Here is a 14,319-nt window from a genome sequence, read left to right as displayed (position 1 = left end):
GGCTGACTGGTGACGACCAGTCCACTCGGCGGCGCGTTGTCCGGGCGTCAAGGAAAACGTTGACGTTCTCTGAACATCGCGAAGGGCACGATAGATAACCGACACTCGGGGGTTGCTCGATCGGCGTCCGTACGATCCCGATGTCACCACACCCCATCGAGAGGAACATCATGCGCGTCCTGGTTGCCGAGGACGAGGTCTACCTGGCCGAGGCGGTCCGAGCCGGCCTCCGGCAGGAGGCGATCGCCGCGGACGTCGTCCACGACGGCGACGCAGCGCTCGAGGCGCTCACGATCAACGATTACGACGTCCTGCTCCTCGATCGGGACCTGCCGGGCACCCACGGTGACGAGGTGTGCCGAACGGTGGTCGCCGAGCATCCCGGTGTCCGCGTCATGATGCTGACGGCGGCACGTCGACTCGACGACACCGTGTCCGGCCTCGGCCTCGGCGCCGACGACTACCTGGTGAAACCGTTCGAGTTCCCGGAGCTCGTGGCCAGGCTCCGCGCGCTCGCCCGGCGCACGGCGGAGTCGCGCCCTCCGGTCCTCGAGCGCGCGGGGGTGCGACTCGACCCGTTCCGGCGGGAGGTCTTCCGCGACGGCGTGTACGTGAAGCTGTCGCGGAAGGAGTTCGCGGTCCTCGAGCAGCTGCTGCTCGCCGACGGCGGCGTCGTGAGCGCCGAGACCCTCCTCGAGAAGGCCTGGGACGAGAACGTCGACCCGTTCACGAACACCATCCGCGTGACCATCTCGAACCTCCGCCGACGCCTCGGCTCGCCGTGGGTGATCACGACCGTCCCGGGCGCGGGCTACCGGATCGAGGGCGACTGATGCCCCGTTCCGACGCCGCGGGGTTGCTCAGCCGCCCGAACCGCTTGACGGTGCGCATGCGCTTGACGCTGACGTACGCGCTGCTGTTCGCCGTCGCCGGCTCGATCATGCTCGCCCTCATCTACGCCTTCATGCGGTACGTCCCGACGTACGCGATCACCGCGGTGCGGGCCGATGCGGCCTTGGACGGCGCGACCCGGCTGCAGGCGACCGTGCCGACCGAGGTCGCCGGGGCGGCCACCTACCAGCCGGCCGAGGGGCTGACTTCGACGAACGGTACCGCGGCCCTCGTCGTCTCGGACCAGAGCGACATCCTGAACACGCTCCTCGTCTGGTCGCTCATCGTGCTCGTCGTCCTCGCGGCGGCGAGTGCGTGGGGCGGATGGATCCTGTCGGGCAGGCTGCTGCGTCCGTTGCACGAGATCAACGTGGCCGCGCAGCGGGCGGCGACCGGATCCTTCGACCATCGGGTCGCCCTCGCGGGCCCGCGGGACGAGATCACCGACCTCTCCGACACCTTCGACCACATGCTCGAACGGCTCGACCGGTCGTTCCGCGCCCACCAACGGTTCGCGGCGAACGCCTCGCACGAGCTGCGGACCCCGCTCGCGACGACCCAGGCGATGCTCGACGTCGCCGCGACCAGCGACGACCTCGACGAGGAGATCGTCCGGGGACTCATCGCCCGGCTCCGTGAGACGAACACGCGCAGCATCCAGACCGTCGAGGCCGTGCTCGACCTCGCCGACCTCGAGCACTCGGAGCTGCGGGGTGAGACCGTGGCACTCGGAGAGCTGGCCTCCGACGCCTGCGTCGCCGCGGCCTCAGCGGCTCGAGCGCTGGGGATCGACTGCACGGCCGAGGTACAGGACCTCGCGGTCTGGGGCGACGAGGCCATGCTGCATCAGCTGTGCGGGAACCTCCTGCAGAACGCCGTCCGGCACAACGTCGACGGCGGCTTCGTGCACGTCTCGGTGCGTCGGTCGGGCGGGCCGTCGGGCGGCGCGGTGGTCCTGCGGATCGAGAACTCCGGGGAGCCGATCCCGGCGGACGTGGTCGCGAGGCTCACCGAACCGTTCTACCGCGCCGGCGGCCGGGTCGCGCGCGGTCCGGAGCGGTCACGCGGGCTCGGACTCGCCATCGTGGAGAGCATCGCCGAGGTGCACGGGGCCTCGCTCGAGCTCACCGCGCGGTCGGAGGGTGGGCTGGTGGTGACGGTCACGTTTCCGCCGCACCGCCCGGACATGGATGCGGCGGCGTCAGCTCAGCGCGCCGTGACGACTCGCTCGCCGCGGGCCCACACGAAGAAGCCGGCGAGGGTGAACGCCCCGTAGAACAGGTACATCGACGCCGAGACCCAGTACCCGGCGCCGAACAGGAGCGGCACGCCGACCAGGTCGACCGCGACCCAGATGAGCCAGAACTCCACCCAGCGTTTCGCCATCCCCCAGGTCGCGAGGAGGGATCCCATGAAGATCCAGGCGTCGGCCCAGACCGGCTCGTAGGAACCGAGTGCCCGGAACACGGGGATCAGGAGCAGCGTGCCGCCGAGCAGGAGGCCGACGAGGACGAGCCGCACCCGCCAGCCGGCCCAGCGGGGTCGGATCACGGCGACCGGACCGGTCGTCGCCTCGACCCGTTCGACCCGTCGCCACTGCACCCAGCCGTAGATCGACACGACGATGAACATGAGCTGGCGGCCCGCCTGTCCCAGCAGGTTGGTCGGGTTCGGCGTGTGGAAGACCGCGCCGAGGAAGACGGTCAGGAGGAGCGCGTTGCCGATGATGCCGACGGGCCAGGCCCAGGCGCGGCGACGCATGCCTCCGAGGGCGCTCGCCAGGCCGAACAGGTTGCCGACGACCTCCCGCCAGAGGACCACCTGGTCGCCGACGCTGAACGTCGCGTCGAAGAGCCAGAGGAGGATCCCCACTGCAGTGCTCCGATCAGGTCCGTGGCCAGATGATGCGCGGTCACGCGACCGACGGTCCACCGTACAACGTGCAGAGCCGCCTCCCGATCGGGAGGCGGCTCTGTGACGGTCCGCTGTTCGACAGCGTTCGCCGGCTAGCTCTCGGCGGGCAATGCTCCACCGGCGGCGATGACCTGCTCGAGGAAGGCGTCGGTGGCCTCGGCCTGCTTGCGCATGACGCGCTCGGCGTCCTCGGCGCTGCGTGCCTCGGCGGCCGCGACCAGTCCGGTGACGTACGCGGCGAAGATGTCCCACTGGAAGAAGTCGATCGTCGGCAGCGAGGTGTAGGTCACCCGGGTGTTCATCTGACGGGCGACCTGCTGCAGCAGCGAGTTGCCCGAGCGCTCGACCATGAAGTCGGCGAAGGCGGAGGACGACCGGAGGACGTGCTTGTCACGCGCTTCGATGTCCGCGAGCACCGCGTCGCCGAGCTCGCGGAACGCCGCGACGTCCTCGTCGGTGAACTGCGGGATGCTCCACCGCGCGCTGAGCTCGTGGAAGCCGTTCAGGAGGCGCAGTGCTTCGGCGTACTGCTCGGCGGTGGGCTTCGCGACGCGGGTGTACCGCTGCGGGGCGGTCTCGACCAGTCCGATGTCGGCGAGCTTGCTGATCGCTTCGCGGATCGGGGTCCTCGAGACACCGAGCCACTTCTCGAGCTCCTCGTCATTGAGGCGTTCCCCGGGCTCGAGGGTGCCGTCCTCGATGGCGGTCAGGAGCTGCTCGAAGACGATGTCGCGCAGGAGCTTCCGAGGGCTCGTCTCGACGGTTTTGGGAACAGGCATGGGACTCCGATCGTCGAGCTGGGATATGACCAGTTCAGAATACCGATATCCAAGGTGTGTTGGATAGTTTTGTGCCTCATGTGTTGTAGAACATGCCGGATGCACAGGTGTCGTCGGGCGCGCTGAGCCTTGCTATCCTGACGCGCACGGGTTGACCTGGAACGGCAGGAAGGTGGGACGCATGTCGGCGGATTCGGCGGCCAGCAGGCCCCGCCATCGACGGATCCATCTCTTCCAGACGCTCGGGGCACTGCTGGGCGGTGTGACGCGCGTGACCGTGCCCGTCCTCGAGGACGCCGACCGAGCGGCGCTCGTCGCCGAGCTGGAGGAGGTGTCGCGAGTGATCGGCTTGCAGGACCCGGTCGCCTACGCCGAGCTCTCGTGGCCGCTCATGGACCATCTCGTCGCTCTCTGTCCGAATCGCATCCTGGTCACGACCGCTCGCGACGCACTCGCGCTACTGTCGCCGCAACTCGAGGTCACCGCCGACACCGACTGGCTCGATTGGCCGTCACTCGCGGTCGACTTCCCGCTCCTCCGGGACGCGGTCGCGGAGGGCGACGCGATCGCCGCGGAACTAGCCGTGGAACGGCTGTGGGGGATGGCCGCGACGCTTCCGTGAAGCATTCCAAATGCTGATATGCTGAAGTAGTCGCTTGCGACGCCACTGCCGGAGACGCCGGTCAGGACATTCGGGTTCCTGGCCTGAGCGCCCGGTGGTGAGTCGGGTGGGTGGGTTTCGGGTATCCGCCCACCCGGCGTATCGAGCCCCATCCGACAACGACACAGCCCCGACAGCGACACAGCCCCCACGCCGTCGGGCGCAGGGGCTGTGTGGAGTCGGGTCGCTCAGCCGATGACCGGGCCGAACCGCTCGGGGAGCACGCTCTTCGACACCCGACGCAGTTCGGAGACCGGGATGGTCAGGACGTCCTGGATCTCGAGGGCGGGCTCGGTCGCGTCGCCGACGGCAGAGGCGTCGGTCACGCCGATGCGGAGCACCGGGTAGCCGCGGCCCTCGCACAGGCCCTGGAACTTGACGTCGTCCTCGCGCGGCACCGAGACGATGACGCGTCCGGTGGACTCGGAGAAGAGCGCCGTCGTGAGGTCGACGCCGTCGCGCGCGAGCAGCTCACCGAGGAAGACCCGGGCACCGACACCGAAGCGCATGACGCTCTCCGCGAGCGCCTGAGCGAGACCGCCGTCGGAGAGGTCGTGGGCGGAGGACACGAGGCCCTCCTTGGCCGCGGCGTGCAGCAGCTCGGCCAGCGTCTTCTCGCCGGCGAGGTCGACCTTCGGGGGGAGGCCACCCAGGTGGTCGTGGATCGTCCCGGCCCAGGCGGAGCCGTCGAGCTCGAGTGACGTGGTGCCGAGGAGGTAGAGGTTGTCGCCCTCGTCCTGCCATCCGCTCGGGATGCGGCGCGCGACGTCGTCGATCACGCCGAGGACGCCGACGACGGGCGTCGGGAAGATCGGGACGTCGCCCGTCTGGTTGTAGAACGACACGTTGCCGCCGGTGACGGGCACGCCGAGCTCGAGGCAGGCGTCCGACAGGCCGGCGACGGCCTCGGAGAACTGCCACATGACCTCGGGGTTCTCCGGCGAGCCGAAGTTCAGGCAGTCGGTGACGGCGGCCGGGACGGCACCGGTGACGGCGACGTTGCGGTAGGCCTCCGCGAGCGCGAGCTGTGCACCCTGGCGCGGGTCGAGCTGGCAGTAGCGGCCGTTCGCGTCGGTCGCGATGGCGAAGCCGAGGCCGGACTCCTCGTCGACGCGGATCATGCCGCCGTCGTCGGGGAAGGACAGCGCGGTGTTGCCCATCACGTAGTAGTCGTACTGGTTGGTGATCCAGCTCTTGTCCGCGAGGTTCGCCGATCCGAGGAGGGAGCGGAACTGCTGCTCCAGCTCGGCAGGGGCGTCGGTGCGGGGGAGGGCCGAGGCGGAGTCGGCCTGCAGTGCGTCGATCCAGGTGGGGTAGGCGACCGGGCGCTCGTAGACCGGGCCGTCGACCGCGACGGTCGAGGGGTCGACGTTGACGATCTCCTCGCCGTGCCAGTTGATGACGAGGCGGCCGGTGTCGGTGACCTCACCGAGCACGGAGGTCTCGACGTCCCACTTGTCGGTGACGGCGAGGAACGCGTCGAGCTTGCCCGGCTCGACGACGGCCATCATGCGCTCCTGCGACTCCGACATGAGGATCTCCTCGGGCGTCAGCGAGGGGTCGCGCAGCAGCACGTGCGACAGCTCGACGAACATGCCACCGTCGCCGTTGGCCGCGAGCTCACTCGTGGCGCAGGAGATGCCGGCGGCACCGAGGTCCTGGATGCCCTCGACGAGGCTGTCGCGGTAGAGCTCCAGGCAGCACTCGATGAGCACCTTCTCGGCGAACGGGTCGCCGACCTGGACGGCCGGACGCTTCGTCGGGCCGTTCGCGTCGAAGGAGTCGGACGCGAGGATGGAGGCGCCGCCGATGCCGTCGCCACCGGTGCGGGCACCGAAGAGGACGATCTTGTTGCCGACACCCGAGGCGTTGGCGAGGCGGAGGTCCTCGTGACGCAGGACGCCGACCGACAGGGCGTTGACCAGCGGGTTGCCCTGGTACACCTTGTCGAAGTAGGTCTCGCCACCGATGTTCGGCAGGCCCAGGCAGTTGCCGTAGGAGGAGATGCCGGCGGTGACGCCGTGCACGACGCGTGCGGTGTCGGGGTGGTCGATGTCGCCGAAACGGAGCTGGTCCATGACGGCGACCGGTCGGGCACCCATCGAGATGATGTCGCGGACGATGCCGCCGACGCCCGTGGCCGCCCCCTGGAAGGGCTCGATGTAGGAGGGGTGGTTGTGGCTCTCGACCTTGAAGGTCACGGCCCAGCCCTCGCCGACGTCGATGACGCCGGCGTTCTCTCCCATGCCGACCATGAGGTTCTTCTTCATGTCGTCGGTGACCTTCTGGCCGAACTGGCGCAGGTAGATCTTGCTGGACTTGTAGGAGCAGTGCTCGCTCCACATGACCGAGTACATGGCGAGCTCGCCGCTCGTGGGACGACGGCCGAGGATCTCGCGGATCTTCGCGTACTCGTCGGCCTTCAGGCCGAGGGCGCCGTAGGGCTGCTCGCGGTCCGGTGTCGCGACGGCGTTCTCGACGGTGTCGGCGACGGCGGAGCTGGTGGGGGTGGTGGTCGTCACGAGGGCAGGACTCCAAAGGAAGTGGTGGGATGCCGGACCCACCAATCTTAGCGGCGTGCAGCGACGAACAGATGCTCGGATGGGCGTCGGAGGTCGACGCCCATTCGTCACGGTGCGGTGCAGGATTCGAGGTCTCTTCACGAGGTTCGAGATCGACCGTGACGATCGGTGCGATGGTTGCGTCCTATCACCAACGAAGCGATCAACCGCTCGCTCGAGACGAACCAGGAAGGGCAACACCATGTCGAACACCACCAACTCCCCGAAGCCCACCGTCACGAAGGGTGTCGTCGGCGAGAACAACGCCGCCACGCAGACGAACACCCACGGCAAGACGGTCATCGACAACGGCGTGGTCGCGAAGATCGCCGGCATCGCAGCCCGCGAGGTCCGCGGCGTGCACGCCCTCGGTGGTGGCGCAGCCCGTGCGTTCGGTGCCATCCGCGACGCCATCGGCTCCTCCGACCTGTCGCAGGGCATCCGTGTCGAGGTCGGCGAGACCCAGGTCGCCGTCGACGTCGTGATCGTCGCCGACTACCCGGTGGACTTGCAGGCCGTCGCGAGCGAGGTCCGCGCCTCCATCATCCGCGCGATCGAGCAGTTCGTCGGCATGGAGGTCACCGAGGTCAACGTGACCGTCAGCGACGTCTTCATCCCGTCCGACGACGAGGACCAGAACGCCGAGGCGCGAGTCCAGTGACCGCCACCAACACCGGCATCCTGATCGGAGCCGTCCTCGCACTCAGCTGGGTCGCCTTCGGGTTCTGGGCGTTCGTGTTCGTCGCGGTCGCGATGGGGATCGGCGCCCTCGTGGCCCGCATCGTCACCGGCCAGACCGACCTGAACGCGATCATCGACGCCGTCCGCGGGAAGCGCGTCTCGTCATGACCACCGCCGTCCTCGACCGGGGAGTCCCCTCGGTCGCCGAAGCGCCCGTCGTGCACCCGCACGGCGGGCCGGGCCGGACGCGGATCACCGCGAAGGCCCTCGAGCACGTCGCCGTGAACATCGCGGCCGAGTCGCTCGGGGTCCCGGCGGGACGTGTGAAGGTCGAGCTCGCCGACGACCAGGGCGCGCTCGCGCTCATCGTCACCTCGCCGATGCGTGCGATCCCACTGGCGCGCGTCTCGGCCACCCCCGACGCGCTCCAGCGCTCAGGGGGCTCCATCGTCGAGCGCGTCTCGGCCGCCACCGGTGCCATCGCCGCTCGCGTCGAGCAGCTGTCCGGTTCGAGCGTCTCGCGCGTCTCCATCCGCGTGAGCGGACTCGAGATCGACCAGGAAGGACGCGTCTCATGACCGCCACCGCAGCCACGACCCCGGCCGCCGGCCCGACGAGGGTGCTCCGGCGCCTGGCTCGCCGCGAACTGCACTCGCCGCGCTCGACCGCCGCGATCCTCCTCGCGGTCCTGCTCGTGCTCGTCGCGCTCTGGATCGCCGTGGAGACGGTGCTCGCCCTCATCGGCGTCCGCCCGCTCCTCGTCGCCCCGGGTGAGATCCCGGGAGCCGCGGCGAGCCTGCCGTCGACGCAACCGGTCATCCTCGGTGTCGCGGGGGCACTCGTGCTCCTGCTCGGAGTGGTCCTCATCGGGATCGCGCTCGGACCGGGACGTCGTCACCGCCATCTGTTGTCGACCGGGCGCGTACTCGCGGTCGTCGATGACGAGGTCATCGCGTCGGCCCTCGCGCAGCGCGCTTCGACGACGGCTGCCACGCATCCTGACGGCACCTCCGTGGCCGTCGGGCGGCGGACCGCAGCGATCCGGATCACCCCGGCCAGCGGCATGCGCGTCGACCGGTCCGAAGTCGACCGCGCCGTCGCCGCAGACCTCGATGCGTTCGGCCTGCAGCCGTCGCTCCGGGCGACCACCTCCATCTCGTCGAACGGGAAGGTCGGACAGTGAACTCCACCAACCGCGGACTGAACCGTCTGCTCATCCTCCTCATCGGACTCGTGTTCGTCGTGATCGGGGCGGCGGCGCTCGCCGTCGTCACCGTGCCCGTCGTCGCCGACTGGTGGCGCGACAATCGGGCCGCCGTGCTCGACACGATCGACGGCTGGTTCGCCTGGAACCCGTTCGCAGCGGTGTCCAGCGCGGACGCCGGTCAGACGGCCTCGGTCCTCGTCCCGATCGCCGGCATCGTGCTGCTCGTGGTCGTCGCCGCCCTGCTCATCTCGTTCGTCCTTCGCCAGGGGCGCGGCCGTTCCGGCGTCGTGCATCGCGCGACCGTCGAGCACGGCGACATCGTGCTCGAGACGGACGTCGCGGCCAATGCCCTCGGCGATGCCCTCGACGACACCGAGGCGTTCTCGTCCGTCCGCGTCTCCGCCTGGGACGTGAACCGGGCGCAGGCGCTCAAGGTCGCCGTCACCTGCCGGCGTGGCGTCTCACCCCGCACGGCGGTGGAGACCGTCAGCACGGCGGTGGAGTCGCTCGACCGCCTGCTCGGCGTCGAGCTCCCCGTCCTCGTCGAGGTCGGCGGCGGCTTCCGCGCCGCCAAGCCGAAGCGCGTCCTCCAGTGACCGTCACTGATCCGGACGTGCCGGTGCAATTGCAAGCCCCCGTCCGAATCGGCTGATCCGCAGCCGCGCGTCGCAGAATGCCAGTGTCGCGGGATGAACCATCGGGACACATCAACGCCCCACGGCGATCCGTGGGAGAGGGAGCAACATCATGGGTAAGAAGATCCTCCTCATCATCGTCGGCCTCATCGCCTTCGGTGCCTACACGCTCGGCGCGAAGGCCGGACGCACCCGGTACCGCGAGATCAAGCACGCCGCAGAAGAGTTCTGGAACGACCCTCGCGTCGAGAAGGCGCGCAAGAAGGCCGTGAAGAACGCGAAGAAGGCCACGGCGAAGGCCCAGAAGGAAGTCCAGAAGAAGCTCCACTGAGCCCCTTCGCCCGTCTTCGGACGAAACGCCGTCCGTTCTCCCGAATTCGGGCGAACGGACGGCGTTTTCGTCGTTGGTGCGTGGTGATGCTCAGGCGACGAGCGTGCGCAGCCCCTCGACCAGCGGCGTCGTGGGGTGGCCGATCAACCGGCTGAGGTCGCCGCTCGTCTCGGCGAGCAGGCCGTCGCGGGTGTTGCCGTCGAGCGCGACGACGAAGCCCGCGGTGCCCTCGTCGAGACCGGCCGCCAGCAAGGCCTTCATGTGGTCCTCTGGGGAGAGGTCCTGGTAGACGACCTCTCGGCCGACGACCTCGCCGATCGCCTGCGCCAGCTCGGGGTGCGACCATGCGACGTCGCCGGCGAGCTCGTAGGCCTTGCCCTCGTGGCCGTCGGTGGTGAGGACGACGGCGGCCGCCTCCGCGTAGTCGGTGCGAGACGCGCTCGACACGAGGCCGTCGCCGACGCTCCCGACGAACGATCCGGTCGCCTTGGCCTGGTCGACGGACTGGCCGTAGTTCTCGGTGTACCAGCCGTTGCGGAGGATGGTGAAGGGGAGGCCGGACGCGCGGATGAGCTCCTCGGTCGCCTTGTGCTCGGGGGCGAGGATCAGCGGGGAGGTGTCGGCCCGGAGCGCGCTCGTGTAGACGAGGCGGGCGACGCCGGCACGCTTTGCGGCGTCGATGACGGCGGCGTGCTGGGCGACGCGCTGGCCGACCTCGCTCCCGGAGACGAGCAGCAGGGTGTCGCCGGCCTCGAGCGCGGCGTCGAGGGTGGCCGGGTCGGTGAAGTCGACCTTCGCGGTGCGGACGCCCTGTGCGGCGAGATCGGCCAGTGCCTCGGTCCGGCGGCCGGTGGCGACGATGGTGGCGGGGTCGGTGCCGCGGGCGAGCAGGTGCTCGACGACGAGGTGGCCGAGGTGGCCGGTGGCTCCGGTGACGACGAGAGACATGTGAGGGTCCTTTCGATGGGGTTCGCTGAGGAGGAACCCGCTTCCGATCACATTACTTCCCGATCTGCAGTACCCACTTTGAGGTAAGCTACTGTCCGACGAGTAAGGAATGAGCCATGACGAGCGTGGACACGCAGCTGGGAAGACGCCCTGGATTCACCGACGGCATCCTGCCTGCCGCATGCCCCTCGCGCACGGTGCTCGACCACGTCACCAGCAAGTGGGGCGTCCTCGTCCTCCTGGCGCTGTCCGACGGCACCCATCGCTGGGGTGAGCTGCGACGGGTGGTCCAGGGCATCAGCGAGAAGATGCTGGTCCAGACGCTCCGAACGCTCGAGGAGGACGGCCTCGTCATCCGCGTCGCGCACCCCGAGATCCCGCCCCGTGTCGAGTACAGCCTGAGTGACCGCGGTCGCGACCTCAACGAGCACCTGATGCCCTTGATGGCGTGGATCGACCACAACGCGTCGGAGATCCTCGGGCGCTAGGCGGTCCGGCCGAGCGCGGTGAGGACGTCGACGAGTGTCGACGGGTCGCCGACGTTGCCCGGGACGACCACGTAGAGCTTCTCTTCGTGCTCGGGTGTCACCACACTCCACACCGAGACCCCGGGCAGCACCTGTCCGAGGACGCGAGCGCGCCGTGCACCGAGTCCGACCCGGGCGACCTCGGCGGAGGTGATGCCGCCCTTCGACACGACGACCTCAACCGATCGTCGGAGCGCAGCGGTCGCCGACGTCAGGGCGATCATCACCCGCTCACCGTGGTCGAGCGTGTTGTGCGAGGCGTCCCGTTCCCGCTCGGACGAGATCGCGGCGAACCCCGTCGCGGTGAGTCTCGCTCGAGCGGCCTCCGCCACGGCCCGCCCGGTGGCGACGGCATCCTGGAGGGCGTCGCTCGTGGGGACGATCTCGGCGGGGCCGAACGCCGCCTCGACGGGCGCGAGCTGTCGCGTCGCACCGATGGTGTGGGAGCCGCAGACGAGGAGCGCGGCGACCGGCTCCGCGACGAGCGGCGAGGGCAGGAGGCCGTCGCTCTCGACGCCCGCGATGGCTGCAGCGAGGGGTGACGCGGACCGGACGACCACGTCGGCTCCGTCGGCCCACGCCGCCGTGATGGCCTGCGCGATGATCCGCACGTCGTCTCCGGTCTCCGCGTCCGGAAGGAGCACCGTTCCGGGAACGGCATCACGGAGAGCTGCACGGAACTCGGCGGCGCCGTCGCGGAGACCCGCCAGGCCGAAGTGGGCGGCCTCCCGACCGGACTGCTCGCGCACGTAGTCCGGCAGGTGTCCCGAGCGGAACGGGAACACGGGGTCCTGGGCGTACTCCGTCTCGTGGGCCGGCAGCGTCTCGTCGCCGATGCGGACGTAGTGGGTGCCGTCGATCGTCGTGCGCCCGCCCTCCGGGAAGGCCGGGACGAAGACGATGACGCTGCGGTCTCCGGTGAAGACGGCGGTCTCGGGGAACACGTGCCCGCGCAGGGTCGAGTCGCCTCGGAGGACGACGTGCACCCGTTCTCCGAGACGGCGTCCCGCCTCCTCCGCTTCGGCTCGAGTGCGTTCGAGGAGCGCCACTGCCTCCCCCTCGGGGACGGCGCGGGTGTTCGTGAGCAGGTAGACCGCATCGGCTCCGCCGAGCGTCTGCTCGATGAGATCGGCGTCCCATTCGAGGAGGACGTCGACGCCGGACGCCGACTGCGTGCCGGTGGGGTCGTCGTCGAGGATGATCGTCTTCATATCGTCCTAGGCGGTGTCGTCGCGACGAAGTTCGGTGAGCACGCGCTCGACGATACCGCTCGTCGCGAGACCGTAGCGTTCGTGGAGGGTCGGGAGCGCGCCGGCGTCGAGGAACGCGTCGGGCAGGGCGATCGGAACGACGCGCTTCCCGAGCCCGCGGCGCACGACCGCGCTCGCGACCGTCTCGAACAGCCCACCGACGACGGTGTGGTTCTCGAGGGTCACGGCGAGGCGCGGGGTGTCGATCTCGGCGAGGACGGTCGCCTCGTCGAACGGCTTGATGGTCGGCGTGTGGACGACGGAGACGTCCACACGGTGCGCGGCCAACGCCTCCGCAGCCTGGAGCGCGCGCATCGTCATGAGCCCGCTGGAGATGAACACGACGTCGTTCCCGGGACGGAGGACCGCGGCCTTGCCGAGTTCGAAGCGGTAGTCGTACTCGTCGAGGACGAGCGGCACGTTCCCGCGCAGGAGGCGGAGGTAGGTCGGACCCTCGTGCGCGGCGAGTTGTGGCACGGCCTGCTCGATGTCAAGGGCGTCGCAGGGGTCGACGATGGTGAGGTTGGGCATCCCCCGGAAGATCGCCATGTCCTCGGTCGCCTGATGGCTCGGTCCGTATCCCGTCGTGAGGCCGGGTAGGCCACCGACGACGTTGACGTTGAGGTTGGGCTCGGCGATGTCGAGGCAGATGAAGTCGTAGGCGCGACGCGCGGCGAACACGGAGTACGTCGAGGCGAACGGGATAAAGCCCGTCTCCGCCAGGCCGGCAGCGGTGCCGTACAGCAACTGCTCGGCCATGCCCATCTGGAAGAACCGCTCCGGGTGTGCCTTCGCGAAGACGTGCATGTCGGTGTACTTGCTGAGGTCTGCTGACAGACCGACGATGCGTGGGTCCGTCTCGGCGAGGGCGGTGAGAGCTCGACCGAAGGGAGCCGGGGAGGTCCGCTGACCGGGGTCGGCGAACGACGCGATCATCGCCGACGTCTTGAGCCTGGGGCTCGTGGTGGTGGTGCTCATGCCTGGTCCGTCCCGTCGAATCCTGCGGTCAGTTGGTCGCGGCACAGCTGCCACTCGTGCTCGTCGATCTTCATGAAGTGCGCCTTCTCCCGCTGCTCGAGCAGTGGCACGCCGCGTCCGACGAGGGTGTCGCACAGGATCACCGCCGGAACCCCCTGGGCCTCCGCTGCGGTGGTCGCGCGGTCGACCGCGTCGAGGAGCGCGTCGACGTCGTTGCCGTCCACGCGCTGCGTGAACCAGCCGAACGACGCCCATTTCTCGTGGGCGGGCTCGATCCCGAGGACGCCGGCCGTCGGTCCGTCGGCCTGCAGGGCGTTCATGTCGACGAACGCCAGGAGGTTGCCGAGACGGTGGTGGTGCGCGCCCATCGCGGCCTCCCAGGTCGAACCCTCGTCGAGCTCACCGTCGGAGAGGAAGTTCACGACGCGGGCGTCGTTGCCCTGCAGACGGAGGCCGAGGGCCATGCCCACGGCGACGCCCAGCCCGTGGCCGAGGGAACCGCCGGAGATCTCCATCCCGGGGGTGTAGCTCGCCATACCGGACATCGGCAGGCGCGAGTCGTCGGAGCCGTAGCTCTCCAATTCCTCGACCGGGATCACCCCGGCCTCCGCGAGTGCGGCGTACAGGCCGATCGCGTAGTGCCCCGTCGACAGCAGGAAGCGGTCGCGACCCTCCCATTGCGGATCGGACGGGCGGAGACGCAGGAGGTCCGCGTAGGCGACGGCGAGGATGTCGGCGGCCCCGAGGCCCTGGCCGACGTACCCCTGGCCCTGCACCTCGCCCATGTCGAGGATGTGGTGGCGGATGCGATGTGCGGCCGCCCTGACCGCGGTGCTGCGTGACGACCGGGTCGTCGGCTGACCGGCGGTGCCGGTGATGGTGGAGGTCATGCTGGATTCCTTCCGGATCGGATGGTGCCGACGTCGGTCGCCGTCGGCCGACACCACCCGGTGGAT

The 14,319-nt window shown here is 69.6% G+C and carries 17 protein-coding genes; 10 read left to right on the top strand and 7 right to left on the bottom strand.

The features are described from left to right. Positions 1 to 170 precede the first annotated feature (170 nt). The gene (locus tag QRN44_RS04560) at positions 171 to 833 is read left to right on the top strand and encodes a response regulator transcription factor (protein ID WP_121291714.1); all 663 of its coding nucleotides are present in this window, start codon (positions 171 to 173) and stop codon (positions 831 to 833) included. Next, a complete protein-coding gene (locus tag QRN44_RS04555) occupies positions 833 to 2,167 on the top strand; it encodes a sensor histidine kinase (RefSeq protein ID WP_285038392.1) in 1,335 nt (444 codons plus the stop codon). The genes QRN44_RS04560 and QRN44_RS04555 overlap by 1 nt, the downstream gene beginning before the upstream one ends. On the opposite strand, the gene pnuC is transcribed toward QRN44_RS04555, so the two are convergent. Both pnuC and QRN44_RS04545 read right to left on the bottom strand, forming a co-directional pair. Beyond that, a complete protein-coding gene (gene pnuC, locus QRN44_RS04550) occupies positions 2,098 to 2,763 on the bottom strand; it encodes a nicotinamide riboside transporter PnuC (RefSeq protein ID WP_285038391.1) in 666 nt (221 codons plus the stop codon). The genes QRN44_RS04555 and pnuC overlap by 70 nt on opposite strands. Before the next feature lie 134 nt (positions 2,764 to 2,897). Next, complete coding sequence (locus tag QRN44_RS04545) at positions 2,898 to 3,584, bottom strand: GntR family transcriptional regulator (RefSeq protein WP_079001387.1); 687 nt, start codon at positions 3,582 to 3,584, stop codon at positions 2,898 to 2,900. Between the two features lie 181 nt (positions 3,585 to 3,765). Here QRN44_RS04545 and QRN44_RS04540 point away from each other — a divergent pair, with 181 nt between their 5' ends. Next, the gene (locus tag QRN44_RS04540; protein ID WP_285038390.1) at positions 3,766 to 4,206 is read left to right on the top strand and encodes a GntR family transcriptional regulator; all 441 of its coding nucleotides are present in this window, start codon (positions 3,766 to 3,768) and stop codon (positions 4,204 to 4,206) included. Between the two features lie 227 nt (positions 4,207 to 4,433). On the opposite strand, the gene purL is transcribed toward QRN44_RS04540, so the two are convergent. After that, complete coding sequence (gene purL / locus QRN44_RS04535) at positions 4,434 to 6,767, bottom strand: phosphoribosylformylglycinamidine synthase subunit PurL (protein ID WP_121291584.1); 2,334 nt, start codon at positions 6,765 to 6,767, stop codon at positions 4,434 to 4,436. A 241-nt stretch (positions 6,768 to 7,008) separates the two neighbouring features. Between purL and QRN44_RS04530 the strand changes: the two genes are divergently transcribed. From QRN44_RS04530 to QRN44_RS04505, 6 genes are all read left to right on the top strand, one after another. Then, on the top strand, positions 7,009 to 7,467 hold the full coding sequence (locus tag QRN44_RS04530; RefSeq protein ID WP_079001390.1) for an Asp23/Gls24 family envelope stress response protein: 459 nt from the start codon (positions 7,009 to 7,011) through the stop codon (positions 7,465 to 7,467). Then, positions 7,464 to 7,655 carry a DUF2273 domain-containing protein gene (locus tag QRN44_RS04525; protein WP_121291585.1) on the top strand — a complete coding sequence of 64 codons (192 nt, stop codon included), beginning with the start codon at positions 7,464 to 7,466 and terminating at the stop codon, positions 7,653 to 7,655. The genes QRN44_RS04530 and QRN44_RS04525 overlap by 4 nt, the downstream gene beginning before the upstream one ends. Beyond that, a complete protein-coding gene (locus tag QRN44_RS04520) occupies positions 7,652 to 8,065 on the top strand; it encodes a hypothetical protein (RefSeq protein WP_285038389.1) in 414 nt (137 codons plus the stop codon). Before QRN44_RS04525 ends, QRN44_RS04520 begins: the two co-directional genes overlap by 4 nt. Then, positions 8,062 to 8,670 carry a DUF6286 domain-containing protein gene (locus QRN44_RS04515; protein WP_121291586.1) on the top strand — a complete coding sequence of 203 codons (609 nt, stop codon included), beginning with the start codon at positions 8,062 to 8,064 and terminating at the stop codon, positions 8,668 to 8,670. Before QRN44_RS04520 ends, QRN44_RS04515 begins: the two co-directional genes overlap by 4 nt. Beyond that, positions 8,667 to 9,290, top strand: a complete 624-nt coding sequence (locus QRN44_RS04510; RefSeq protein WP_121291587.1) for a hypothetical protein — start codon at positions 8,667 to 8,669, stop codon at positions 9,288 to 9,290. Before QRN44_RS04515 ends, QRN44_RS04510 begins: the two co-directional genes overlap by 4 nt. Before the next feature lie 151 nt (positions 9,291 to 9,441). Continuing rightward, positions 9,442 to 9,660, top strand: a complete 219-nt coding sequence (locus QRN44_RS04505) for a hypothetical protein (RefSeq protein ID WP_064294172.1) — start codon at positions 9,442 to 9,444, stop codon at positions 9,658 to 9,660. A 90-nt stretch (positions 9,661 to 9,750) separates the two neighbouring features. Here QRN44_RS04505 and QRN44_RS04500 read toward each other — a convergent pair whose 3' ends face one another. Then, positions 9,751 to 10,608: an SDR family oxidoreductase gene (locus tag QRN44_RS04500; RefSeq protein WP_175116410.1), complete on the bottom strand. Its 858-nt coding sequence runs from the start codon at positions 10,606 to 10,608 to the stop codon at positions 9,751 to 9,753. A 116-nt stretch (positions 10,609 to 10,724) separates the two neighbouring features. On the opposite strand from QRN44_RS04500, the gene QRN44_RS04495 reads away from it, so the two are divergent. Then, the gene (locus tag QRN44_RS04495) at positions 10,725 to 11,096 is read left to right on the top strand and encodes a winged helix-turn-helix transcriptional regulator (protein ID WP_285038388.1); all 372 of its coding nucleotides are present in this window, start codon (positions 10,725 to 10,727) and stop codon (positions 11,094 to 11,096) included. Here QRN44_RS04495 and QRN44_RS04490 read toward each other — a convergent pair. From QRN44_RS04490 to QRN44_RS04480, 3 genes are read right to left on the bottom strand one after another with little or no spacing between them, the layout of a single operon-like run. Further along, a complete protein-coding gene (locus tag QRN44_RS04490) occupies positions 11,093 to 12,346 on the bottom strand; it encodes a four-carbon acid sugar kinase family protein (protein ID WP_121291591.1) in 1,254 nt (417 codons plus the stop codon). The two genes, QRN44_RS04495 and QRN44_RS04490, sit on opposite strands and share 4 nt — an antisense overlap. Before the next feature lie 6 nt (positions 12,347 to 12,352). Further along, positions 12,353 to 13,363 (bottom strand): transketolase family protein, encoded by a 1,011-nt coding sequence (locus QRN44_RS04485; protein ID WP_175116408.1) that lies wholly within the window; start codon positions 13,361 to 13,363, stop codon positions 12,353 to 12,355. Then, on the bottom strand, positions 13,360 to 14,253 hold the full coding sequence (locus tag QRN44_RS04480; RefSeq protein ID WP_285038387.1) for a transketolase: 894 nt from the start codon (positions 14,251 to 14,253) through the stop codon (positions 13,360 to 13,362). The genes QRN44_RS04485 and QRN44_RS04480 overlap by 4 nt, the downstream gene beginning before the upstream one ends. Positions 14,254 to 14,319 lie beyond the last annotated feature (66 nt).

It is taken from the genome of Plantibacter sp. lyk4-40-MEA-4, from assembly GCF_030209415.1.
GTDB lineage: Bacteria > Actinomycetota > Actinomycetes > Actinomycetales > Microbacteriaceae > Plantibacter > Plantibacter flavus_A.
The sequence above is the reverse complement of the archived record's forward strand: the minus strand, read 5'-3'. Positions and strand labels throughout refer to the sequence as shown.